General features: G+C 42.0%; 22 protein-coding genes and 2 pseudogenes. 11 read left to right on the forward strand and 13 right to left on the reverse strand.

Annotation, left to right across the window (positions count from 1 at the left end; translation table 11 throughout):
• The first annotated feature begins 10 nt into the window (after nt 1–10).
• The 3 genes from V7K97_RS15790 (at nt 11) to V7K97_RS15800 (ending at nt 3,476) form a co-directional block, all read left to right on the forward strand.
• On the forward strand, nt 11–481 hold the full coding sequence (locus V7K97_RS15790) for a Spy/CpxP family protein refolding chaperone (protein ID WP_334801978.1): 471 nt from the start codon (nt 11–13) through the stop codon (nt 479–481).
• Between the two features lie 4 nt (nt 482–485).
• Nucleotides 486–2,003 carry a DUF1800 domain-containing protein gene (locus tag V7K97_RS15795; RefSeq protein WP_334801979.1) on the forward strand — a complete coding sequence of 506 codons (1,518 nt, stop codon included), beginning with the start codon at nt 486–488 and terminating at the stop codon, nt 2,001–2,003.
• Nucleotides 2,004–2,222: 219 nt separating this feature from the next.
• Nucleotides 2,223–3,476, forward strand: a complete 1,254-nt coding sequence (locus V7K97_RS15800; protein WP_334801980.1) for a DUF1501 domain-containing protein — start codon at nt 2,223–2,225, stop codon at nt 3,474–3,476.
• Here V7K97_RS15800 and V7K97_RS15805 read toward each other — a convergent pair.
• The 3 genes from V7K97_RS15805 to V7K97_RS15815 all read right to left on the reverse strand — a co-directional run bounded on the left by V7K97_RS15805 (nt 3,450) and on the right by V7K97_RS15815 (nt 4,461).
• On the reverse strand, nt 3,450–3,644 hold the full coding sequence (locus tag V7K97_RS15805) for a hypothetical protein (RefSeq protein WP_334801981.1): 195 nt from the start codon (nt 3,642–3,644) through the stop codon (nt 3,450–3,452). The genes V7K97_RS15800 and V7K97_RS15805 overlap by 27 nt on opposite strands.
• A gap of 87 nt (nt 3,645–3,731) precedes the next feature.
• Complete coding sequence (locus V7K97_RS15810; RefSeq protein ID WP_334801982.1) at nt 3,732–3,959, reverse strand: hypothetical protein; 228 nt, start codon at nt 3,957–3,959, stop codon at nt 3,732–3,734.
• Between the two features lie 103 nt (nt 3,960–4,062).
• On the reverse strand, nt 4,063–4,461 hold the full coding sequence (locus V7K97_RS15815) for a hypothetical protein (protein WP_334801983.1): 399 nt from the start codon (nt 4,459–4,461) through the stop codon (nt 4,063–4,065).
• A 38-nt stretch (nt 4,462–4,499) separates the two neighbouring features.
• Here V7K97_RS15815 and V7K97_RS15820 point away from each other — a divergent pair, with 38 nt between their 5' ends.
• The 3 genes from V7K97_RS15820 (at nt 4,500) to V7K97_RS15830 (ending at nt 5,695) form a co-directional block, all read left to right on the forward strand.
• Nucleotides 4,500–4,721, forward strand: a complete 222-nt coding sequence (locus V7K97_RS15820) for a hypothetical protein (RefSeq protein WP_334801984.1) — start codon at nt 4,500–4,502, stop codon at nt 4,719–4,721.
• A 51-nt stretch (nt 4,722–4,772) separates the two neighbouring features.
• Entirely contained in the window at nt 4,773–4,961 is a 189-nt protein-coding gene (locus V7K97_RS15825) for a hypothetical protein (protein ID WP_334801985.1), read from the forward strand.
• A gap of 245 nt (nt 4,962–5,206) precedes the next feature.
• Nucleotides 5,207–5,695 carry a hypothetical protein gene (locus V7K97_RS15830; protein WP_334801986.1) on the forward strand — a complete coding sequence of 163 codons (489 nt, stop codon included), beginning with the start codon at nt 5,207–5,209 and terminating at the stop codon, nt 5,693–5,695.
• 44 nt (nt 5,696–5,739) lie between these two features.
• Here V7K97_RS15830 and V7K97_RS15835 read toward each other — a convergent pair whose 3' ends face one another.
• Entirely contained in the window at nt 5,740–5,922 is a 183-nt protein-coding gene (locus tag V7K97_RS15835) for a hypothetical protein (protein ID WP_334801987.1), read from the reverse strand.
• A gap of 101 nt (nt 5,923–6,023) precedes the next feature.
• A complete protein-coding gene (locus tag V7K97_RS15840; protein ID WP_334801988.1) occupies nt 6,024–6,191 on the reverse strand; it encodes a hypothetical protein in 168 nt (55 codons plus the stop codon).
• Nucleotides 6,192–6,266: 75 nt separating this feature from the next.
• Between V7K97_RS15840 and V7K97_RS15845 the strand changes: the two genes are divergently transcribed.
• Both V7K97_RS15845 and V7K97_RS15850 read left to right on the forward strand, forming a co-directional pair.
• Nucleotides 6,267–6,686: an NADPH-dependent FMN reductase gene (locus V7K97_RS15845; RefSeq protein WP_334802015.1), complete on the forward strand. Its 420-nt coding sequence runs from the start codon at nt 6,267–6,269 to the stop codon at nt 6,684–6,686.
• Nucleotides 6,687–6,871: 185 nt separating this feature from the next.
• Nucleotides 6,872–8,065, forward strand: a complete 1,194-nt coding sequence (locus V7K97_RS15850) for an energy transducer TonB (protein ID WP_334801989.1) — start codon at nt 6,872–6,874, stop codon at nt 8,063–8,065.
• Nucleotides 8,066–8,214: 149 nt separating this feature from the next.
• Here V7K97_RS15850 and V7K97_RS15855 read toward each other — a convergent pair.
• From V7K97_RS15855 to V7K97_RS15870, 4 genes and pseudogenes are all read right to left on the reverse strand, one after another.
• A pseudogene (locus tag V7K97_RS15855) lies at nt 8,215–8,469 on the reverse strand (helix-hairpin-helix domain-containing protein); the annotation flags it as partial.
• Nucleotides 8,470–8,487: 18 nt separating this feature from the next.
• Nucleotides 8,488–9,546, reverse strand: a complete 1,059-nt coding sequence (locus V7K97_RS15860) for a 3-deoxy-7-phosphoheptulonate synthase (RefSeq protein ID WP_334801990.1) — start codon at nt 9,544–9,546, stop codon at nt 8,488–8,490.
• 361 nt (nt 9,547–9,907) lie between these two features.
• On the reverse strand, nt 9,908–11,566 hold the full coding sequence (locus tag V7K97_RS15865) for an alpha-amylase family glycosyl hydrolase (protein ID WP_334801991.1): 1,659 nt from the start codon (nt 11,564–11,566) through the stop codon (nt 9,908–9,910).
• A gap of 706 nt (nt 11,567–12,272) precedes the next feature.
• On the reverse strand, nt 12,273–12,650 hold the full coding sequence (locus V7K97_RS15870) for a DUF1823 family protein (RefSeq protein ID WP_334801992.1): 378 nt from the start codon (nt 12,648–12,650) through the stop codon (nt 12,273–12,275).
• Between the two features lie 438 nt (nt 12,651–13,088).
• On the opposite strand from V7K97_RS15870, the gene V7K97_RS15875 reads away from it, so the two are divergent.
• Entirely contained in the window at nt 13,089–13,355 is a 267-nt protein-coding gene (locus V7K97_RS15875; protein WP_334801993.1) for a hypothetical protein, read from the forward strand.
• A 132-nt stretch (nt 13,356–13,487) separates the two neighbouring features.
• Here V7K97_RS15875 and V7K97_RS15880 read toward each other — a convergent pair whose 3' ends face one another.
• From V7K97_RS15880 to V7K97_RS15895, 4 genes and pseudogenes are all read right to left on the reverse strand, one after another.
• Nucleotides 13,488–15,101 carry an NAD(P)/FAD-dependent oxidoreductase gene (locus tag V7K97_RS15880; RefSeq protein ID WP_334801994.1) on the reverse strand — a complete coding sequence of 538 codons (1,614 nt, stop codon included), beginning with the start codon at nt 15,099–15,101 and terminating at the stop codon, nt 13,488–13,490.
• A gap of 284 nt (nt 15,102–15,385) precedes the next feature.
• Nucleotides 15,386–16,405: a S66 peptidase family protein gene (locus tag V7K97_RS15885; protein ID WP_334801995.1), complete on the reverse strand. Its 1,020-nt coding sequence runs from the start codon at nt 16,403–16,405 to the stop codon at nt 15,386–15,388.
• A 785-nt stretch (nt 16,406–17,190) separates the two neighbouring features.
• Nucleotides 17,191–17,571 (reverse strand): annotated as a pseudogene (locus V7K97_RS15890) (KGK domain-containing protein).
• Between the two features lie 118 nt (nt 17,572–17,689).
• A complete protein-coding gene (locus tag V7K97_RS15895) occupies nt 17,690–20,122 on the reverse strand; it encodes a dynamin-like GTPase family protein (RefSeq protein ID WP_334801996.1) in 2,433 nt (810 codons plus the stop codon).
• Between the two features lie 135 nt (nt 20,123–20,257).
• Here V7K97_RS15895 and V7K97_RS15900 point away from each other — a divergent pair, with 135 nt between their 5' ends.
• Both V7K97_RS15900 and V7K97_RS15905 read left to right on the forward strand, forming a co-directional pair.
• Nucleotides 20,258–20,653: a PPC domain-containing DNA-binding protein gene (locus tag V7K97_RS15900; RefSeq protein ID WP_334801997.1), complete on the forward strand. Its 396-nt coding sequence runs from the start codon at nt 20,258–20,260 to the stop codon at nt 20,651–20,653.
• A 141-nt stretch (nt 20,654–20,794) separates the two neighbouring features.
• Complete coding sequence (locus V7K97_RS15905; protein ID WP_334801998.1) at nt 20,795–21,199, forward strand: response regulator; 405 nt, start codon at nt 20,795–20,797, stop codon at nt 21,197–21,199.
• Nucleotides 21,200–21,263 lie beyond the last annotated feature (64 nt).

Below are 21,263 nucleotides of genomic sequence, written 5' to 3' on the forward strand. Positions count from 1 at the left end.
GATCGCTTTGATGTTAATACGTCGTGTTTCCATTTTGGCGATCGCCATGATTGCCCTGAGTAGCACCATTACTCTAGCCAAGCCAACTTTACTTTCACGCCAAATCATTGCCCAAACCCCCACAAGCGTACCTCGGACAAATGCTGGTAAATCAGGGGGATGGCTCAAGGATTTAAATTTGACATCCCAGCAATTGCAACAGATTAAGCAAATTCATAATCAATCCAAACAACAGATAGCCGAAAAATCACAGATGATCCGTCAAGAGCAACAAGAATTACATGACTTGATCGCCGGCACAGCTACTAAAGAGCAAGTGCTTGGTAAATATAACCAAATCAAGCTTGTAAAGCAGCAGCTTGCTGATGTCCAGTTTGAAAATACCCTTGCGATTCGGGAAATCTTGAACCCAGAGCAGCGGCTGAAATTTGCCGATCGGATGTATAAGAAAAATCCTCCACCCCCAGCACAGCACAATTAACTCTATGACTGTGAAGCCTAAATATTGGGTGTTGTTGCTGTTTATCTTACTGGGGGGAATTGACCCCAGTTATGCAGCCTCCACACCTGTTGAGCCAAAAGTATTACATATAATTAATCGCCTCAGCTTTGGCCCTCGCCCCGGTGATGTGCAAAGAGTGGAATCTATGGGTGTAGAGCGATACATTCAAGAGCAACTCTCACCTGATTCCATTCCCGAACCGCAAAGTCTCACCAGCCAACTAAACCAGCTAGATACTCTCCACTTGAATCCAGTGGAACTATCAGAACATGGCACAACTCATCTCCCAGGACAAAAACCCAGCCAGGAAGAAATAAAAGCTGCCAACAAGTGGGCTAAACAGGTGCTAGATCAGGCAGTCCAGGCGCGGTTATTAGAGGCAACTAGTAGTCCCCGACAACTCCAGGAAGTGATGGTGGAGTTTTGGTATAACCATTTTAATGTCGATGCTGGTAAAGGACGCGATGGCCTCTGGGTAGGAGCTTATGAACAACAGGCGATTCGACCTTACGCTTTAGCTCGCTTTCGTGATCTGTTGGGGGCAACAGCTCATCATCCAGCTATGCAGTATTATCTAGACAACTTCCAAAATCGGGCTGACAGCCGCCCCGATGCTCAGGGAAATATCCGAGGTTTGAATGAGAACTATGCCCGCGAATTGATGGAATTGCACACTCTCGGCGTAGATGGCGGTTATACTCAGCAAGATGTAATTGCTCTAGCGCGGATTTTGAGTGGCTGGGGTTTCAGTCGTGCCGGTCAGCAGACAGATAATAATTTCGGATTTTATTTCAACCCGAAGCGTCATGATTCTAGCGATAAAGTTTTTCTGGGACACACAATTAAAGGCGGTGGTGAAGCCGAAGGTGAGGAAGCTCTAGATATTTTGGCTCAAAGTCCAACAACTGCACGTCACATCAGCTATCAAATAGCTCAATATTTTGTTAGCGATCGCCCCCCCACTACCCTGGTAAATCATCTCACACAACGTTATCTTGCCACTGATGGCAATATTCGTGAGGTTCTCAACACCCTATTCCACAGCGAGGAATTCTGGGATACAAAAAACTTTAATGCCAAGTTTAAAACACCATATCAATACGCGATCTCGGCGGTGCGAGCCACAGGTATGGAAGTGAATAACACCAAACCAATCTCTAATCTGCTGCAACAGTTAGCAATGCCTCTATATCGGTGTCCAACTCCAGACGGTTACAAAAATACAGCAGATGTGTGGTTAAATCCTGATGCGATGAACCGCCGCCTGAGCTTTGCGACTGCGATCGCCAATGGCAATTTACCCTTATCAAGCATCCCAACAGATATGCAACAGGGTGACAGAACACTACAAAAGTCTCCCAGTATTCCTGTAGATGCTTGGCAACTAACCAATACATTGGGCAATTCTTTTTCAGTGAAAACCCAAAAGGCGATCGCCTCTAGTGACTCTCAAATCCGTAGTGCTTTAATTTTGGGCAGTCCAGAATTTATGCAGCGTTAGTTATCAGTTACAAAACTAAACTCATAACTCAATATATAGCGTTTTCTTTACCTAATCAATATTTAGGTACATCATAGTCCCCTCTCGAAGAGCGGGGAGGGGGTTGGGGGTGGGGTTCTTGTACCTCAGCCATAGCAGCTGAGATGCAATATGCCTTCCTAGCACAGATCACTTGTATTCTACCGAATTGAAAACAGTCATAATTCAGTACTTTTAAAGATGAAAAGACGTAATTTTCTCATCCAAAGTGGAATTTTTTCAGCCGCCGCCATCACAGCCATAGGTAGCAATGTTATTGTAGCTAGATCCGCTACCGACAATAGCGATCGCAAACGCTTAATTGTAATTTTCCTCCGGGGGGCAGTAGACGGTTTAAACGTTGTAGTTCCTTATTCAGAAACAGCTTACTATCAAGCCCGACCGCAAATTGCCATTCCCCAACCAGGGAAGGAAGGGGGTGTCTTAGATTTAGATGGGCGCTTTGGGTTGCATCCAGCGTTAGATTCTTTGATGCCCTTCTGGAAGGGGAACAGTCTAGCATTTGTTCATGCTTGTGGTTCCCCCGATCCAACTCGCTCTCACTTTGATGCTCAACAATACATGGAAAACGCTACCCCTGGTGACAAACATACTCAGGATGGTTGGATGAATCGTTTACTAGGGGTAATTTCTCAAAAAACACCCATCCAAGCAATAAGTGTCGGAGAAACAACACCCTGGATTTTTTCTGGTCGGATGCCTGTAGCTAACATCGCATCAGGGAGAAATGCTACCAGACCTCTGCCAATAGATCGTCCTCAATTAGCAGCAGCATTTGACCAGCTTTATGGGGGTAATGATACCCTAAGTCAGACCTATCGCCAAGGACGGATGGCGCATCAAGCGATCGTGAATGACCTGGATAGTGAAATGAAAATGGCGAATAATGGTGCGCCTTTACCTGATGGCTTCGCCAGTGATGCCCAACGATTGGCGCAACTAATGGTCAAAGACCCCAGAATTGAGTTAGGGTTTATGGCTTTGGGGGGTTGGGATACCCATGTGAATCAAGGTAGCACTCAAGGACAATTAGCTCGGAACTTAAAAAAATTGGGTTCAGGTTTAGCAACTTTGGTTGATGGTTTGGGGAGCGTTTACCAGAATACAACCATTGTTGTCATGTCCGAGTTTGGTCGTACAGTCAAGCAAAATGATAACGGTGGTACTGACCACGGTCATGGGAATGTTATGTGGGTTTTGGGCGGTAAAATTCGCGGTGGTAAAGTTTATGGTGAATGGCCTGGTCTATCTACAGCCGAACTTTACCAAGGTAGGGACTTAGCTATTACCACTGATTTTCGGGATGTTATCTCTGCCGTGTTGTCAGATCATCTGCATCTAAATCAAGCAAAATTAAATCAAGTGTTGCCAAATTACGCCTCTACTCAGAATCCCCAGAAAATTAAACTAGGCAATTCCACAATGCCGGCATAAAATGGCATTGAATTCTGATAAATCTGGCTCTACTTCTTCTGCGATTAAACCCTGTCGCATTAGCCATTGCCAAAGTGATTTAGCAGCAGGGCAAATATGATGTTTGTAGCAGAATGCCTCGTGTTCTTCAGTCCAAGGAAGTGATTTATTTAATGCGTTTTGTGTCATAATTACTATTAGCTAATGTTCAGAGAGCCACCTTAATCGCTAAATCTACAGGTGGCTTTTTGTTTTTCTTTTGAATAGTCATTCGCGCTACTTGCGCTGATTCTTTATAGCTTGCGCTATCTCCTTGAGAAGATTTAGCATTTCGGGGCTGGTTGTAAACATTTTCGGTAAACTGTGTACTACAAACGCTGTTAGCGATGTCAGTTCATCGGGATTTAATTCCGGATCGACCGCGTGAAGAAAGTCGATAAAGTCTTGTAGCTCAAATAGAGCCAGGTTTTTAGCTACTCGGAGAGTTACTGGTTTTTTCTTCATTGGTCATTAGTTATTAGTCATTGGTCAAAAGCGATCGCACTGTATGAAGCCGAGGTGCGATCGCAAAAAACAAAACCGTCTTACCTTTGCAGGCAGGACGGTTTTATTCGGGTTCTTCAGGTTTTTCGAGCGACTGAGCGGCTATGTTGTAGAGTTCTGTCTTGATCAGTCTCATTCCTTCGTCAAATGAGTCTGCAAAATTCTTATTCTCGTCAAGTCGAGCTTCAAGACGTTGGCGATGAGAACCAACATAAAATTTGAAACCTTGTTCTAATAACTCAAGTCGCTCTAATACTTTTCCAATATCGCTTTCTCCAGCGAGGGAGATGCCTGACCTAACGGTATGTCCCCCCTCGCTATCTTGGCTACCAAGTCCGCCCTGCTCAATCCCATCGCTTTCGCCCGCGTCTCGAATAGATCCCAATCCTTCTTGCTTAGGAATAGGGACACGTTCTTTGCGTCGTCCGCCAGCTTCTTTGGCCTCGCCATACTTCTTGCTCATATTACGTAGTCGGACACCAAATCAAAAATCTGATTCCAATGGTGTCAAAGGATTTGCAACCACAGCTAGAAGCAACTCTTAAACTCACACTCCAAACCATGCAGTTGAGTTTAACCGCATCGATGTCCGCAGAAGATATCGCCCCTGGGGTGAAACAAAACCAAGTCAAGAAGGGATTTGGTAATTTGGTGATCTCCCAAACAGCCGCCTACGGTTGTCGGTTGCTTTTCAAAGAACTGAAGCGATCGTGTAACACCTAATTCCCCATTCGCTACCAGAGGAGTGCTTTTGTACTAGATAAGCTAGCTAAAGTGAAGGATAAACACAATCAAATTACTGCCACTTTACCTAATACTGTCTCTAAACGAGTGGTGAATTCTGAGGAGCGACGCCGAATAGCCCACCGCAGGTATCGCTTGGGTTTTCCTCGCTGGAATCGGGAGAGCGATCGCTTGGATGCTTTCCTCTCTATGAAACGCGGCTCGCGTTCGCTTGAGTGAAGGTGAGTGATTCAATTTGGGATTTCGGATTTGAGATTGAGCCACGTCGCACGCCATCTGCCTTTCTGGAGCAAAGCACAATTTTAGTCAAATTTATTACATAACTGCTTCCAAATCAGGCAGAGGGCACGAGCCACAAGATTGACATATTAACTACATCACATTGACGTAAATCTAATTAAACCTTTTGTGAAACCAGGAAGTCTAAATAATGTAGACAAGTTTTGAATCCATCATTCACAAATATGAGCAAGCATAAAGTTCCTTCGATTAGTATCTTCACAGGACTAGTAGCAGTCGTTCTAGGTAACAGTCTCTTGATGACTTCGGGATCTGCGTATGCCGACTTGCCAGGGAAGCATCCTTATTACCTGCACGCCCTGACTGATTTACGCACTGCACGGTGGTTGCTGGAACATCGCCCAGGCGATGCTGCCGTTAGTAGACAAGAAGATGTTGCAATTGGGCAGATAGATTACACTATTAACGACATTAAGAAGGCATCTATTGATGATGGCAAAGACATCCACGAGCATCCAAATGTCGATGTCCCCAATAATCATCCTGGACGGTTACACAAGGCAGAAGAAATATTGAAGAAAGTGCATTCCGATGTCAGGCGTGAGGAAGACGATCCAACAGCCCGGGGCTTACAACATCGTTCTCTTGTGCATATCGATGCTGCACTCAAAGCGACTAAGCGTGCCCTTTACGATGTTCAACATCATAAATAGAGACTGAATGGGCCAGCAGAGCGTCTCCAAGAGTTGGCGGCAAGCTACGCTCCTACTGTTAGTCTTCCCTTCAGAATGGGTGCGATCGCTCCTTTCCTCTTTGAAAATGGGAAAGCAATGACACGGAGCAATGGCAAGAAGTTGATGTTATGAAAAAACATTCCAGCGATCGCCCAAAATACAAGCGAGTAAATGTTAGTCCAGGGGGCGATGCCTACGGTGGTCACTGAGCCTTGCCGTTCGCGGAGCGTCTCGTAGAGAAGTGCACCAAGCTAGCTACCATTCCGGGGCATCAATTCCACAAAGCTCAACTGACATTTGGCTGCCATTAGGAAAGGCGGACTATGATGCTTTCCCCATCTGCCACTTGAGTAGCTATCCATTCTTCAGTAAGCGCAATCGATGGCTGGTTAGTTCTTTGGAAAATCAAGATAGCGGTGATGATAGCTCCGGCGATCGCGGTTAAAATGATGCCAGTTCTCCACGATGGCTTCATGTTGCTAGCTCTGTTGTTGCAATATAAGAAACCACAATCTTAACCGCAACGCAGTCAACCAAAGGGTTAGCTGATCTGCCACACTTTACTCCTGAACTTGATGGTGATACTTTGCCCACGTCTGTAAGAGATTGGCGCGCGGTGCTGGAGAAATATGATGGAGTAATAATTAGTACACCGGAGTATGCTTACGGAATGCCAGGTGTCCTGAAGAACGCACTGGATTGGATCGTTTCATCAGGTGAGTTAGTAGGCAAGCCAGTAGCTACTATCAGTGCATCTCCTTCAGAATTGGGAGGTTCAAAAGCTCATGCTTCACTAGTGCTGACGCTGACTGCCTTAGCCGCAAATCTTGTCGAAGGTGGGTCAGTAACTATCTCGTTTATTGGTAAAAAACTAAACGCAAATGGGGAACTGACTGACTTGAACACGGTGCAGTCGCTCAAATTTCTCCTTGATGCCCTTGTGCGAGGAATTATAGACAACCGAAAATAACAGAAACTTGTACTCTATAAATAGACTGCTGAGGATGCTATTAAAGAAAGTACAATCACATGGCTTCATCTGATAAATTTCTGTACCATCGGAGTGTGCGCCCTCTCAATATGCTCCAATGTGTAGTTACTTCTATCCTGCTACACTCTATTTTTTTAGTGGGGAGCAAATATTGGTACAGAGCTTTGATACCTGAGCCGAAGCAAGAAATTAGCCAAGAGATTCCAATCGAGATAGTTGAAGTTCCTCCTCAGAAAACAGACATAACTCCTCAAACCTCATTGAGGGCTACCAAAAATTCTCTTGCCGGTGGTAAAGCTTTGCCAGAAAGACCTGTTTTGGGGGTGAAGTCAGGGAATCTGGCAGGACAGAAAGCCGATAATGAGCGTTCTTTTGACTTAACAGCCTCATCTCCTCTCAAGGTACTCCAGACAGGACGGCAGCAGCAGAAAACGGAATTACCAAATCGATTTGGTCAACAACCGCAATTCAAATCTCCAAAAACGGCATCAGCATCTGCAAGCGAGATACAAGTACCTAACTCTCAAAAAATTGCAGTAGCACCAATGACCACACCACTGCCAGTTCCATTTTTTAAAACAGCACCTAACCCAAAGCAAATACCTTTAGTACTTAACCCAAAACAAGTACCTAACGCTCAAAAAATTGCAGTAGCACCGATTACTACGCCACAGCCAGTTCCGCTTCTGAAAACAGCGCCTTTGACAACACCTTTAGTACTTAACCCAAAACAAGTACCTAACGCTCAAAAAATTGCAGTAGCACCGATTACTACGCCACAGCCAGCACAATTGGGAAAAACAGCACTTGAAAGAGCTACAACACTACCAGTACCCAGGAGTCCGAAGAAGTTAAGGCAGTCGAGAGTTGGATTCAGTAGGCGAACACCGACTCAAGCTCAGTCATCTCTAAAAACAGGTGCAGCAAGTTTGTTGGGTGGTACTGTGGGTGTATCTAGTCAGAATTATCGCGGCGATCAACTTGCAGCTGTGCCTAATTCCAACCGCGATCGCATTGGGACTTCTGGTGTTGATGCCAGCAGTCAAGATGTAGACCTCACCTCTTACTTAAACAAATTAAAGCAACGCGTTCAGCAGCAGTGGCTACCAGGAATGAGCCAGTCTAATCGGCGAACGGTGCTTAACTTCACTATTAATCGTTCAGGTGAAGTTAACAATCTCAATATTGTACAAACCTCTGGATCTCGTGTGACTGATGAAGTAGCAATGAATGCGATACAGCGATCTGCACCTTTTGCACCTTTGCCCACAGGATATCGCAAGAACTACATTGATATTGAATTTACATTTAGTATCAACGTTTATGGCCAGCTAAATTTATCGAGGGATGGTGGCTAACAACAGGTAAACAGAGTGCTGCCTGGTTGGTGATATCGATGAAATCTGCTATATAACCAAGGTTGATGGGCTGTTGGTATAATGCTGGCTGTGCTAGTCAGAGAAATCCCAAAATACCGAAAGCTTGGCTAATCCCTTAATGCCATATCCGCATCTTCTGTTGGCTGGTGATCCTCAGTAGTCAGCAGTTTAATCACTGACTCAATCAGTTCTACTTGAGGTAAGTAACAATGCCCGTCCTCGGCAGCTTCGCTCAAAGCATGAACAAGTCCAGGGCAGTATCTAAATTCGGAATCGGGTGCAACTCCTAAGTTACGGGCAATCTTATCAGCAGTCAGAAAACTGATCCCGTAGATATCGGCTGCTAGCTGGTAGGGGTTATGGGTAACAGTAGCGATCGCTTGCTTACCCCACTATGGTATTTATTTAAGTTTTTCGTGGGCAGCCAAAATAATTTTTTCGGTTTCTTCCCAGCTAATACATTTATCAGTTACAGAAACACCATATTTTAATTCATCTTGTTTACCAGTAATTGGTTGACTACCTTCATACAAATGGGATTCCAGCATCATGCCAACTATTGATGTATTACCATCCACTACTTGCTGAATAATATTTTCTAAGACAGCACCTTGTAATTTGTAGTCTTTATTGGTATTGCCGTGGCTACAGTCAATAACAATTCTCGGTGGTAAATTTGCCTGTTTTAATTTCTCTTCTACCAGTTTGACATTTGCTGCATCAAAGTTGGGTTGAGTACCTCCCCTTAAAATTACGTGACCGTAGCCATTACCTTTAGTTTGAAAGACGCTAACCTGTCCGTTTTGATTAATTCCCAGAAAATTATGCGGGTTTGTCGCTGATTGTAAAGCATTCAAAGCTACTTGAATATTGCCGTCAGTACCGTTTTTAAAACCCACAGGCATGGAAAGTCCGCTTGCCATTTCGCGGTGAGTTTGTGATTCGGTCGTGCGTGCCCCAATTGCTGACCATGTAATCAGTTCACTAATATATTGAGGTATGATTGGATCGAGTGCTTCTGTGCCAGCAGGTAATCCCAATTCTGTAATTTTTAATAGTAGATCCCGTGCAATTAATAAACCATTCTCTACATGGAAAGAATCATCCATATCTGGATCATTAATTAACCCTTTCCAGCCTACGGTTGTTCTTGGTTTTTCAAAGTACACTCGCATAATTAATAGCAGGTTATCTTCAACTCGCTCGGCCAAGATTTTTAATCTTTCAGAATATTCGAGCGCTGCTTTGGGGTCGTGGATTGAGCAGGGTCCAACTACTATAAATTTTCGGCGATCCTGAAAATCCAGGATATGTTCTATTTCCTGCCTATATTCTAAAACTCTTTGTTCGGCTAATGGTGTTAAAGGTAATTTTGATTTGACCTCATTGGGAGTTAACAAGATGCGATCGTTCTCGATGTTAGCGTTGTCGATATTACTATTAAATAATTTATTGTGCATGGTGATGCTCTGGCAGTTTTACATACGCACTTCATGAGAAGTGTAACACAAACCTATCAGATTTTAAAACAGCCTGTTTTATGCTTGACAAGTTTATAATTATAGGAGTAGCCCTTTCAAGGTGGGTAAAAATTTTGGTCAAAGAATTCCTCTTTACTCTGTGTTCTCTGCGCCTCTGTGGTTAGATAAATTACTTTTAAACTACATAGGCAAAGAGAGGAAATCAGAGATTTTCTGAGTGACCTTAAAAGGGCTAGTCCTAGATCACACTGTACTTGAATCAAATAATAACTGAAAAAGGGGAAATATTTCCCCCCTTTTTCTTGCTATTGCTATACTGACTCAGTGGTAGTGTATATTATTACTGCCATACAAAAACTTTAGCTTCGTATGGCCCTAAGTCAGTTATGATGCCATCGTCACCAGCTTCTATATCATAATTGCCTGTCCATTCGTGCCATGTACCAGGGCTAGGAAAGTTAGGAACATGATAGCCAGCTAGGAAGTTTTCTGAGAAATTTGCTATTACGACTACACGAGAACCTTGATCATTCCAACGAGTATAAGCTAATACTTTTGTATCGGCATTTTCGTGGATAAAATCAATATTTTCTGTGTAGAGAGCATGATTATTTTTACGCAGGTTGGTTAAGCCTTTGTAGGATTCAAATAAACTACGATTCAACTCATTCCCTAACAGCGTCCAATCGATTTTCGATGATTCAGGTTGTTTAGGTTTATACTCACCAAATTCCTCTCCCATCCAAATCAAAGGTACACCAATAGCAGTCATTAGGATGGCCACTCCTAATTTAGCCCGCCTAAAGGCTTCTTCGTTAAAAATCTCACGGTTCCCCAGTTCGACCATGATATGGTTATGGTCGTGATTGGTGAGGTAATTTACTACATTGGTGGCACCCAAGAAGCCTTGGCGCTTACAGTCAATGACATCTTTTAGACGCTCTAAATCAAATGTATCACCGCAGATATGTTCTAGAATGCAATGATAAAAACTGTCATGCCAGCAACCATCCATTGGCCCATCTACATTGGTAATGCTGGTAGTTTCAGGAATGTGTTCTGCAACGTTATAAAAAGGCTTCGCACCAGCAGTTTTTTTGGCTTCCTGAACAATCCAGTGCATGAAGTCGTAGTTAGCAATTTGCCGTGCTGCATCATAGCGAATACCATCAAGATGATATTCTGATATCCAGAAACGGATTGCCTCACCAGTAAATTTCCACGCTGGATGAATCTTTAATTTTTCGTCATAATGTTCGTAATTAAACTCAGGTCCCCAGTTATTATCAGGGTCACGAGGTTCGTGATGATACCAATAATCGTGATCAATTTGTGTTAAGGGAGCAGATGCTTCTGAGTGGTTATAAATTCCGTCAAGAATTATACGAATACCTCTGGCGTGACACTCATCAATCAATTGTTTCAACTCAGCAGTCGAACCATAACTTGATTCTGTTGCAAAGAAGTGGCGTGGATTATAACCCCAGCTATAATCACCAGGATATTCTTTAAGTGGCATCAATTCAAGAGCGTTGATTCCCAGTTCAGACAAATAATCTAACTTTTCAATGATGTGTTTGTACTTACCTCGTGCATAAGGATCATCTTCACCACCAGAAAAGTCTCCGACGTGCAATTCATAAATTACTAATTCGTGGTCAGCAGGTAAAGGTTTATCATCATGTTGCCAAAGGTATGTATCAGTTATCCTTTCGCCATCTTTGACCCGGATAACACCATCATCTTTTCCACTCAGTTCATCTATATCAGTTGCATAGGGGTCTGTAACCTCAACCCATTGTTCTGGTTCAAAAAACCATGAATTTGACTGGACGCGGAATTTATATTTATAAACGCCATCTTCTAGTTCAACACTTGTGCGGAAATAACCATCATCACCTCTTTCCATTGGAATTTCTTGCCAATCAGAAAAAGAACCAATTAATGCGGCTCCTTTGTTGTAAGGTGCAAATAAATTGAATTCAATTGGCTTTGCCATAGAAGTGTTTGTAATATCAAGGGTTGATAGAAGTATTCTCTGATGGTCAATTGAATTTGCAAATCGCTCTAGAGAAATAATTAGATCGCGAGCGCTTCTATCTTCAGGAATAACTGATAAAGACTTTATAAAATTTAACTATGTTGGTTTTTTTTAGCTTTTTGTAGCATTTATTAATTGACTAATAGATAGATTTGCTATGTTGCAAATTTTGCCTATAAGTAGGTAGGCATAATTAATTAAACATAAAATACAATCCTATTTCGTAGTGAGCGATTCATCGCTCGAAACAACAATTATCAGGACTAAAGTCCTGACTACAAACTTTAATTATTTACGCCTAGCTACTTAAAACTAATAGACTTCTTGCATAAATCAAAAAAAAGAACCCCACCCCGCCTTTATAGCGGTTCCCATTCAGATGCAGTACAACGTTACATCACGAGGTGTAGGGGCACGGCAATGCCGTGCCCCTACGGGTGTAACTCACGTAAACGATAACTGCTATAACTTACGTCAAAGTCTTCCCTCCCCGCAAGCTCTTAGGGGTTGGGGGTGGGGTGTTAGGGGACTTTTGCATGCTTGTCTAATATTTTTAAATACTATTGGATACAACTGCAATAAACTAATAGTTTTTTATGAAATTCTAATACAGCAGATATTCGGTAAAACTAGGATATTTTTTGCCAAATATCTCCTGATAAAATTACTCTATTTTGCCGTTAGTTTGTTGCAGATAACTTAATAACCAATTCGCCGCCGTTGCCCTGCGAGTTTGCCGAGGCCCAAATTCCCCAATTTTGTAACCTTTGAAGCCCAGTTTTTCTTTTAGCATTTGTTTATTTTCAGCAGGAATGGAACGAGTCAACTTGACTGTTGCGGGGCGAGATTCAATGAAATCTGGTGGTTGTGGGTACTCATTCTGCCATTCTGATGCAACTTGGCTAGTGTCCCATTGTGCAGTTGAGGAATCATAGCGATAGCCTAAATAATGCCATAGCAACTGGTTAACTGTGGCATCATCAAGCTTTTCGTCAAGAATTGCCCAAATTGTTTCTGTATTGAGTGGTGGCAGGTTAGACATAAGAAATTCAAAATTCTAAGTTGAAAAATTGACTACTGATTAAATTACAGCAGTTTTGTTAACAACCCACTGCGATCGCGGCATCATCCTGGAATAAAGCCATTTTTGCTCCCACCGTAATGTTACCGCCTTTGCCCGTAGAACCCACAGTTTTAGTGGCAAAAGCCCAGTACCAGCACCATTAAGAGTTGGTCAGTCTGAAATCTAATATCCCCTGCGGCTCCACTGTTGGAAGTATTATAAGATACCCGCGCCCCCTCAATCAATATGAGTCGGTGATATTTTTAATACTCTTTAATAAATTTAAATTGAGCAAAAAAAGCTTGAAACTTCTTCTGAGTAAATGTTCTGGCGGTTATTATGACAATTTTTTTTAAAAAGTGGCAGTATAATCGGTGACTGACAATCTGCAATTTATTTATCGCTAAAAGGATATTTATGTCAGACCAATTCACCTTTACCGTTACCAATGATACCGAACAAACAATTACAGAGTTGTGGGCATCTGTGGATGATGAAGAGTGGGCTTCATTTACCTTGAGTGATTCAGGAATTCCATCGGGTGAAACAGCAACAATTACTTGGGCTGAATATACTAATGATTCGCCCTGTGAATGGTATATCTCTGCTGTATTTGAAGATGAATCAGAAAGTGAGTCAGCTCTATTTAACTTCTGTGAAGAGCCAGCTTTAACATTCGGCTAAATTTCCCACTGCGATCGCGCTTAACTCATGATTGCATATGGACTCTAGCCATAAAAATAAAAGCCCTACCTCGAAAGTATCTAGGTAGGGCTTGATATTGGCAATATTTCAGATATAACGATGCCTACGGCGCTAAACTACGCAATTTTGCAAAATACTTAAAGCTACAGCCTCCGCCACTTTAATCCCATCGATACCCGCCGAGAGGATTCCCCCTGCATATCCTGCGCCTTCCCCAGCCGGATAAAGACCGACTGTATTTAAACTCTGATAATCCTCATTGCGTTTAATCCGAATCGGTGACGAGGTGCGAGTTTCCACCCCAGTCAACACGGCATCATCCATCGCAAAACCTTTAATTTGTTTATCAAAAGCGGGAAGGGCTTCACGGATAGCAGCGATCGCATAATCTGGTAAACTATCACTCAAATCACCCAAATTTACCCCCGGTGTATAAGACGGCTTAACAGTGCCCAATGCTGTAGAAGGGCGATGGTTGAGAAAGTCTCCCACCAACTGCCCTGGAGCTTCATAAGTTCCACCGCCCAATTTAAAAGCTCGTTCTTCTAAGCGCCGTTGCAAGTCAATTCCCGCCAAGGCGTTTCCCAGATAATCTTCGGGGGTGATGCCCACAACGATCGCACTATTGGCATTACGCTCATTGCGAGAATATTGGCTCATCCCATTAGTGACAAGTCGCCCCGGTTCTGATGCGGCTGCAACCACCAAGCCTCCGGGACACATACAAAAACTATAGACGGAACGACCATTTTGGCAGTGGTGAACCAGTTTGTAATCGGCAGCACCTAAAAGTTTATGACCCGCTTGAGCGCCGAAACGACATTGGTCAATGAGAGACTGGGGATGTTCGACCCGAAAGCCGATGGAAAAAGGTTTTGCCTCTATGTAAACCCCACGATCAAATAGCATTTGAAAGGTATCGCGGGCACTGTGACCTACCGCCAAAACTACATAATCACTGGCGATATATTCCCCACTAGCGAGGGTGACTCCCCGCACCTGTCCATTTTCGATATTGATATCTTCCACCCGGCTTTGAAAGCGAATTTCACCGCCGAGGGATTCGATTTGGGCACGCATACTTTGGACGATTCCAACTAGTTTGAAGGTGCCAATGTGCGGTTTGTTGATATATAAAATTTCCGGTGAGGCTCCCGCATTGACTAATTCGGTCAACACCTTACGCCCATAATGCTGAGGATCTTTGACTTGACTGTAGAGTTTGCCATCGGAGAAGGTACCCGCGCCACCTTCGCCAAACTGGGCATTAGATTCGGGGTTGAAATCTGATTTTTTCTTCCAAAAGCCAAAAGTATCAACGGTGCGATCGCGAACTTTTTTGCCACGCTCTAAAATGATGGGACGGAACCCCATTTGCGCCAGCATCAAACCCGCAAACAAGCCACAAGGGCCAGTACCGATAACGATGGGGCGAATCGTCAAATTGCTCGGTGCTTGTGCCACTGGGCGATAACTCATGTCTGGCGTAGCCATCAGATGAGGATCTTTTTTCAGGCGCTTGAGTAGATGAGTTTCCTGAGTCGTTTCTACATCCAGAATATAAACAAGGGTAATCTCTCCTTTCTTACGGGCATCATAGCTACGCTTGAAGATAGAATAGCCGATCAAATCTTCGTCTGTGATTTGCAGCTTTTTGAGGATGGCAGACTTGATCTCATCTTCAGGATGATCAAGCGGGAGCTTTACTTCTGTTAGTCGTAACATTGCGAGGAGAAATGCATACTTGTCTATTAAAATCTTAATCAAAATTAGCGAACTTGAGATTTTGGATTTTGGATTTTGAATCTTCAATCCAAAATTTCAAAAGGTCTGAATGCGAATTTATCCTCTCTCTGTGTTCTCTGCGCGGCAGTCGCTCATGGGGGAAACCCCCAAGACCGCGCTGCCTTGTCTCTGTGGTTCGTTTATTTAGATAATTTCTTTCTTGGAAATCCCTTATACTCCCTCCGCAATAAGCAAGCTACGCAAAATAAATCTAAAATCCAAAATTATTTAACAGCCGCTTCTAACATTCGTATTGTCCCAAGTTCAGCATCTATTTCCACTTCCCCACCGATTGGCAAGGTAAATTTATCCTTAATATGACCAATCATTGAACCATACCAAGCAGGAATACCTAAAGGAAGTATGTGGTCTTGCAAGACTTGCATTAAAGTAAATGATGGTTCATCCCCAAGACTACAATTAGTACATTGCCCAAAGATCAAGCCAGCAATCTGATTAAGTATCCCAGCAGTTTTTAACTGTGTCAGCATCCTATCTACACGATAAACATCCTCGCCAACTTCTTCCACAAACAGAATGCTTTTGTTCCAAGAAGGTAAGTAAGGTGAACCCACCATCGCTGATAGCACTGATAAGTTTCCACCCACAAGTTTCCCCCTCGCCTTTCCCGGTGCTATTATCTCCACCCGCACTTCGCTAGGGTTGAGATTTTGCATAGTCACAGCTTCACCATTAAATAGGATGCGCTTGAAGTAATCCACTGTAAATTGATTCCAGGTAGATGTAGCAACTGGCCCATGAAAAGTAATCATTTGACTACGGGCATTAATTGCTAACAATAGCGTCGTAATATCGCTGTAACCGATGATAATTTTCGGATGGGAGCGGATCAGCGAGTAGTTGAGTAGGGGTAAAATGCGATTACAGCCCCAACCACCACGCATGGGAATAATTGCTTTGATGGTGCGATCGCTAAACATCGAGTTTACATCATCGGCGCGATCGGCATCTTTACCCGCTAAATAGCCGTAACGGTCTAAAATATGCTTCCCCAGCTTGACTTTTAACCCTAACCGTGAAATTGATTGCTGCGCCGCTTCGATATCTTTAGCATCAATGATACCCGCAGGGGAAATCAATCCTACAGTATCGCCAACTTGCAGGCGGGGCGGCTTGGATATGGTGTTTGGTGATGGCTTACCTTGGGCGGTAAGTGCTGGTATCTGGGTGGCTAAGGTAGCTAGTCCACAGGTTGTGATAAATTCCCGACGTTTGATAGTCATAACCATTAAGTTAGGGACTAAGGACTATTTTCCTAATATCTAAATACCCAGTTTTGTAAAGAGTACTTATAGCACAATACAGTTCATTTAGCACCAAAAACCTTAAACGGCGTAGGTTGGGTTGAGGAACGAAACCCAACATTTACCGGGCTTTGTTGGGTTGCACTTTGCTTAACCCAACCTACAATTTTTCCTAACCTAAAAGGATGCTTGAAAAGTCCTCTCATCGATAGCAAAAAATTCTAGATCCCCCTAAATCCACGCCACTTGCTCTACTTGGGGAGATCCCCATCGCTCTTAGCGTCTCCCCTTGGGAGAAGACCGCAGTGGCTCCCCGATAAATTGGGGGACTTTGATTCCGGTTCCCCCCTTTTTAAGGCAGGGCTGATTCATTCCCTAAAAGACCTTAATTTACAAGCGTATCAGTCAAAAAAATCAGGTTTTTAAACACTCTAATTGGGTCAAAAACCAGGCGATCGCACTTAAATTTACCGATTGAAACAGTAATTTTTCGATTACCAACTCACTAAATTTTCTGGTTGATACTCTTGACAAAATTCTGATCTGAACGAATGAAACAGCCCTGCTTTTTAAGGGGGGTTAGGGGGGATCAATCAGTGCCCAAAGTTACATTTAAAACAACCTCTAAGCGTATTAAGTTATAGCCAGCATAAATCATTCCTCAACAACAAAATTCCTGACTTCTTAAATAAGTCAGGAATCTAAACCTTTCGATTTTCACAAATCAAATAAGATTGCTATATGTAAATTTTGATTGACTAATTTTACTCATTAATCATCCGGCGAAGATCATCAAGAGGCGATTCTGGTTCGGTGATTTCTGAATTGTTGCTGTTAGTTATTTGTACATCTTCCTCTTCAACATAAAATTCAACGCTTATTTTAATTTTCACTTTCCCTTTTTTCTAGCTTTGAGAACCTAGTTTTAAGATTTCGCAATCTATCCCCGTCTGAAACAAATTTACATTCGGAGATTGTTTTATCTTTACTCCTTGGCTACTTAATTGTTGATTCAATGTTAATTCTACGGCGGAGTTAGATGAGTTATTTATTGCTTGTTTAAATTTAGCAACTTTATATGTGTTGTCTCCTAAGTCAAAAACATCACCATCGTTACACTCTATTTTCTTGAATTCATCTTGCATATCAACCTCAATTTTTGAAATTTTTCTAATTTACGCAAAACTGTAGTTAGTGAATGCTTTAGCACTCACTAAAAGCTAAATTTATCTCAAATCATCTTCGAGATTAAAATTAAACCTCTTATACCACATCTGAAATCAAAAACTCATTCTTCCCAAACTTCCTATCAGTATCAAACGAATCACCAATTATAGGCAAAAGATGATCGTATAATTGCATCGCCTGTAAACAACTATTAATATTAGAAGCGGCTGAATTATATGCGGCAATATTTTCTTCAACAACATTCAATAATCGGTGATTATTCGCAATTTTTTCTTCAGCTTCTTGTTCTAATGTTTTCTCTAAATAAGCACGCGCATGTGGGTATTGCTGCAAAATTTCATCTGCTTGCTGATCTGCCATTGGCAATAACTGAGTTTTGAGAGTTTGGTTGATAGTTTGACGGAAAGATTTACGAATAGTTTGAGAAACTTTTGGTTCAAAATCTAACTTTAATAATTGCCTAATTGCTGGTTCTGCTTCGACAACACTTTCAGCGTCGTAACTTTGAGAAGTTTGTAATAGAGTCTGGCGAAATTGATATATAGAAAAAGTGCCTTCATCGTAAAATCTGGGACTTTCTCGCACAAAGCGATCGCACTCTACACTAGCAGCACTCAGTAATGCTTGAGTAACTACTTTTTCGACAGTCTTTATCGTTTGTTCAATTCCACCATCATGATCTAATAAACGATACAATTGACGATAATATTCTGACTTCCGAATCTTTTCAATCAATCGTTGGAAATAACTTGCAACTACTTGCTGAGAAGATTCAATCAAAATATCTTCCAATTGATTTGCTAAATAATAAAATGCCTCTACTAAAATCGCAATTAAAGGTGCTGTAGCATTGCGAGGATGGCTAATGGTTGCGCGTCGATAAGCATCAGCGACAGAAAAAGTATCTAGCAATTCATCTAGACGGCGAATCATCCGTGATTGCAGTTGCTTAAAATCTGCTTCAAAAGCATCACAGGAATTATTAATTATTTGGTTAACTTCTTCTGTGATATGCTCACTAAACTCTCTACCAATTTGCTGAAGTTGCTGATTTAGGCGTTGCAACTCTTGCGCTTTCATCGTCTCAATTTCTTGAGGCTGACTATCTAAATTGTGTTGGACACTCTGATAATGTTTCTTCAGTTTAATACAAACATCTTCCAAATCATCAGCAAGATTTTTAAATAGTTGGGGACGCTTTTCTTCCGTAAGATAGCGAGTAATTGCTATACGAAATTCTTCAGTACCACTATCTTGAATTAGCTTTTCTATCAGTTCATTTCCCCAATCACCCAAAATCCGCACATAATTTTGATTTGGGGTTTCAAAGCCGTTAACAGACACACGGAATTTAGTGGAAGCAAGTTTCCCTGAATTTACACAGTAGTTGTTAAACGCATAGACAAATTGTGGTGTTTCTTCTTGACTGTCTAAACTTTTGACGCTTTCAGCAAAGAAAGAATCTAAACCAAATCTATCTTGTCCACTTGTCTGTTTAATCTGACTGCCGTAAAATCCTAATAATCCACTAGTTTTATAAACCTTGCTTGTATTGTGAAATTGCCCACTAATTAAATCGTCTAATCGTTGCCTTAGCTGGGTATTGTACCAAGTTTCATCGATTCGGTTGAAGACATAGAAAACGCGATCGCGTACTCCCCCATTCTCCCGCATTAATTCCAAAAGTTCTGTTTCTTCTTTTGTCATGTCACCCGCCGAAGCAGGTTTTAGCACACACACCACCGCCGAAGTATCAGGATGTTGAATTTTGGCATAAGTTAGCTGTGCATCTTTTTCTACTGGTGCATCGATGCCAGGTGTGTCAATAATTACATTTCCATCTTCTAGCAAAGGATGATTACAGTAATATTCTATCCGCTTCAATACTGCACTATTGCTACCACGACGGGCATATCCAGCCGCTTCCTTAAGGTTAGAAAAGTTAAATTGCTCCATTGAATATGTAGCATTATTAACCGTGTATATGCGATCGCGGTTTGCCATATATCCCTCTAGCAACAACATTAACGCCTTCGCCTGTTTTGCACGTTCTGATTTACTCTCACCACCCTCCTGCTGAATAATAACTTCAGAACCTTCACGTAGCAAGTTAATTACATCAGCTTGGTTGATATTAGGTACTGTCTTAAATCCTAGCTGCTGACACAAAGAAACTGCTTGTTCCCGAATTTCTGCTTCACTTAAAAACGTCAAAACAACACGTTCTTGATCTACTTCTGCATACTCGATTTTGCATTCTGTACCTGTAGCGTGTCCCTCTGCACTGTAAAGTAATTCCCTTTCTAATAGTGCATTTATTAACATTGATTTCCCAGCACTAAACGCACCTGCAAATACAATCTCAAACTTGGGAGAAATTGCCTTACTTAAGGAAGTTTGTACAGGTGTAATATCTTGAGAACGTAGCGTTGGTTCTTGTTGCAAAAGTTGTAATATAGATTCAACCTGCTCTTTCAAATTTTTGCACTGAAGCGGTAAATCTGACATATTGGGCATCCTGACAATAATTATGTATATATTAGTAATATTTATTGTCTTGGCGGTTCAGTAAAATTCCTGATAATTTTCATCCTGGTTAATTGCTGGATGTTACTTAAACAACTAATTAATGACTATTAACTAATGAGAGTTTTTGCGATCCGATTAAAACCCCACGACGATTTAAGACAAAGCTTAAAGAATTTTGTCAAACAGGAAGACATCAAAGCCGGGTTTATATTAAGTGCCATTGGTAGTCTAGAAGAAGCGAAAATTCGCTTTGCTAATCAAGACATCAGTACAGTATTAACCGAAAAATTTGAAATCATCGCTCTCAACGGTACAATAGCAACTACAGGTGTGCATTTGCATATCGCTATTTCTGATCGAGAAGGCAAAACTATCGGTGGACATCTCGACGATGGATGCATTATTTACACAACTGCTGAAATAGTTATTGGTGCAAGTGAGGAATTTACTTTTAATAGAACTTTTGACCAACAAACAGGTTATCAAGAACTAGAAATATACAAATATTAATATTATATAATGGAGTATAGAGATACAATAGGAAATTGTTGAAAGCTATTGCTAGCTACAGGATTGTTGTGCTTACGGCTAGAGTAAAACAAAATCTTTAAGTCGGCATTGTTGTCAGACAAAATTAAAGTGTAATTTGTTATGCAACCTTCTCTGCCTCTTGCTGGCTTAAATATTCTTGTAGTTGAAGATGATGATGATATTCGCTTTTTTATTACTACAGTATTGGAAGCAGACGGAGCCACCATTGTAGCAGTTCCGTCAGCGCCAGCAGCACGGGAAGTGTTACCGCAATTGCAACCTGATGTCTTAATTTGTGATATAGGTATGCCTGGGGAAGACGGCTACACTTTTATCCGAAAAATACGGGCGCTAAAGCCAGATATGGGTGGACAAGTTCCAGCTATTGCCTTAACTGCTTATGGCGATAGAGAGGATCGGATTCGCGCTTTGGAAGCTGGCTTTCAGACTCATGTATCTAAACCAGTCTCTCCAGGAGAACTAGTTGAGATTGTCGCTAATTTATTTGCTTCTTGTAATTGGTAATAGATGATATTTTCACCTAATTTAACGTGAGTTCGACAAGTCTTATTTGACCTCTCCCCCAGCC

Origin of the sequence: Nostoc sp. (genome assembly GCF_036917815.1) — a bacterium.
GTDB lineage: Bacteria > Cyanobacteriota > Cyanobacteriia > Cyanobacteriales > Nostocaceae > Nostoc.

Coding starts and splice junctions, on each gene's coding strand:
- V7K97_RS15840 (WP_334801988.1), bottom strand. CDS start 6,191: ATGAAGCCATCGTGGAGAACTGGCATCATTTTAACCGCGATCGCCGGA.
- V7K97_RS15815 (WP_334801983.1), bottom strand. CDS start 4,461: ATGAGCAAGAAGTATGGCGAGGCCAAAGAAGCTGGCGGACGACGCAAA.
- V7K97_RS15860 (WP_334801990.1), bottom strand. CDS start 9,546: ATGCACAATAAATTATTTAATAGTAATATCGACAACGCTAACATCGAG.
- V7K97_RS15875 (WP_334801993.1), top strand. CDS start 13,089: ATGTCAGACCAATTCACCTTTACCGTTACCAATGATACCGAACAAACA.
- V7K97_RS15805 (WP_334801981.1), bottom strand. CDS start 3,644: ATGACACAAAACGCATTAAATAAATCACTTCCTTGGACTGAAGAACAC.
- V7K97_RS15830 (WP_334801986.1), top strand. CDS start 5,207: ATGAGCAAGCATAAAGTTCCTTCGATTAGTATCTTCACAGGACTAGTA.
- V7K97_RS15865 (WP_334801991.1), bottom strand. CDS start 11,566: ATGGCAAAGCCAATTGAATTCAATTTATTTGCACCTTACAACAAAGGA.
- V7K97_RS15895 (WP_334801996.1), bottom strand. CDS start 20,122: ATGTCAGATTTACCGCTTCAGTGCAAAAATTTGAAAGAGCAGGTTGAA.
- V7K97_RS15880 (WP_334801994.1), bottom strand. CDS start 15,101: ATGTTACGACTAACAGAAGTAAAGCTCCCGCTTGATCATCCTGAAGAT.
- V7K97_RS15810 (WP_334801982.1), bottom strand. CDS start 3,959: ATGAAGAAAAAACCAGTAACTCTCCGAGTAGCTAAAAACCTGGCTCTA.
- V7K97_RS15800 (WP_334801980.1), top strand. CDS start 2,223: ATGAAAAGACGTAATTTTCTCATCCAAAGTGGAATTTTTTCAGCCGCC.
- V7K97_RS15900 (WP_334801997.1), top strand. CDS start 20,258: ATGAGAGTTTTTGCGATCCGATTAAAACCCCACGACGATTTAAGACAA.
- V7K97_RS15870 (WP_334801992.1), bottom strand. CDS start 12,650: ATGTCTAACCTGCCACCACTCAATACAGAAACAATTTGGGCAATTCTT.
- V7K97_RS15790 (WP_334801978.1), top strand. CDS start 11: ATGTTAATACGTCGTGTTTCCATTTTGGCGATCGCCATGATTGCCCTG.
- V7K97_RS15905 (WP_334801998.1), top strand. CDS start 20,795: ATGCAACCTTCTCTGCCTCTTGCTGGCTTAAATATTCTTGTAGTTGAA.
- V7K97_RS15795 (WP_334801979.1), top strand. CDS start 486: ATGACTGTGAAGCCTAAATATTGGGTGTTGTTGCTGTTTATCTTACTG.
- V7K97_RS15820 (WP_334801984.1), top strand. CDS start 4,500: ATGGTGTCAAAGGATTTGCAACCACAGCTAGAAGCAACTCTTAAACTC.
- V7K97_RS15885 (WP_334801995.1), bottom strand. CDS start 16,405: ATGACTATCAAACGTCGGGAATTTATCACAACCTGTGGACTAGCTACC.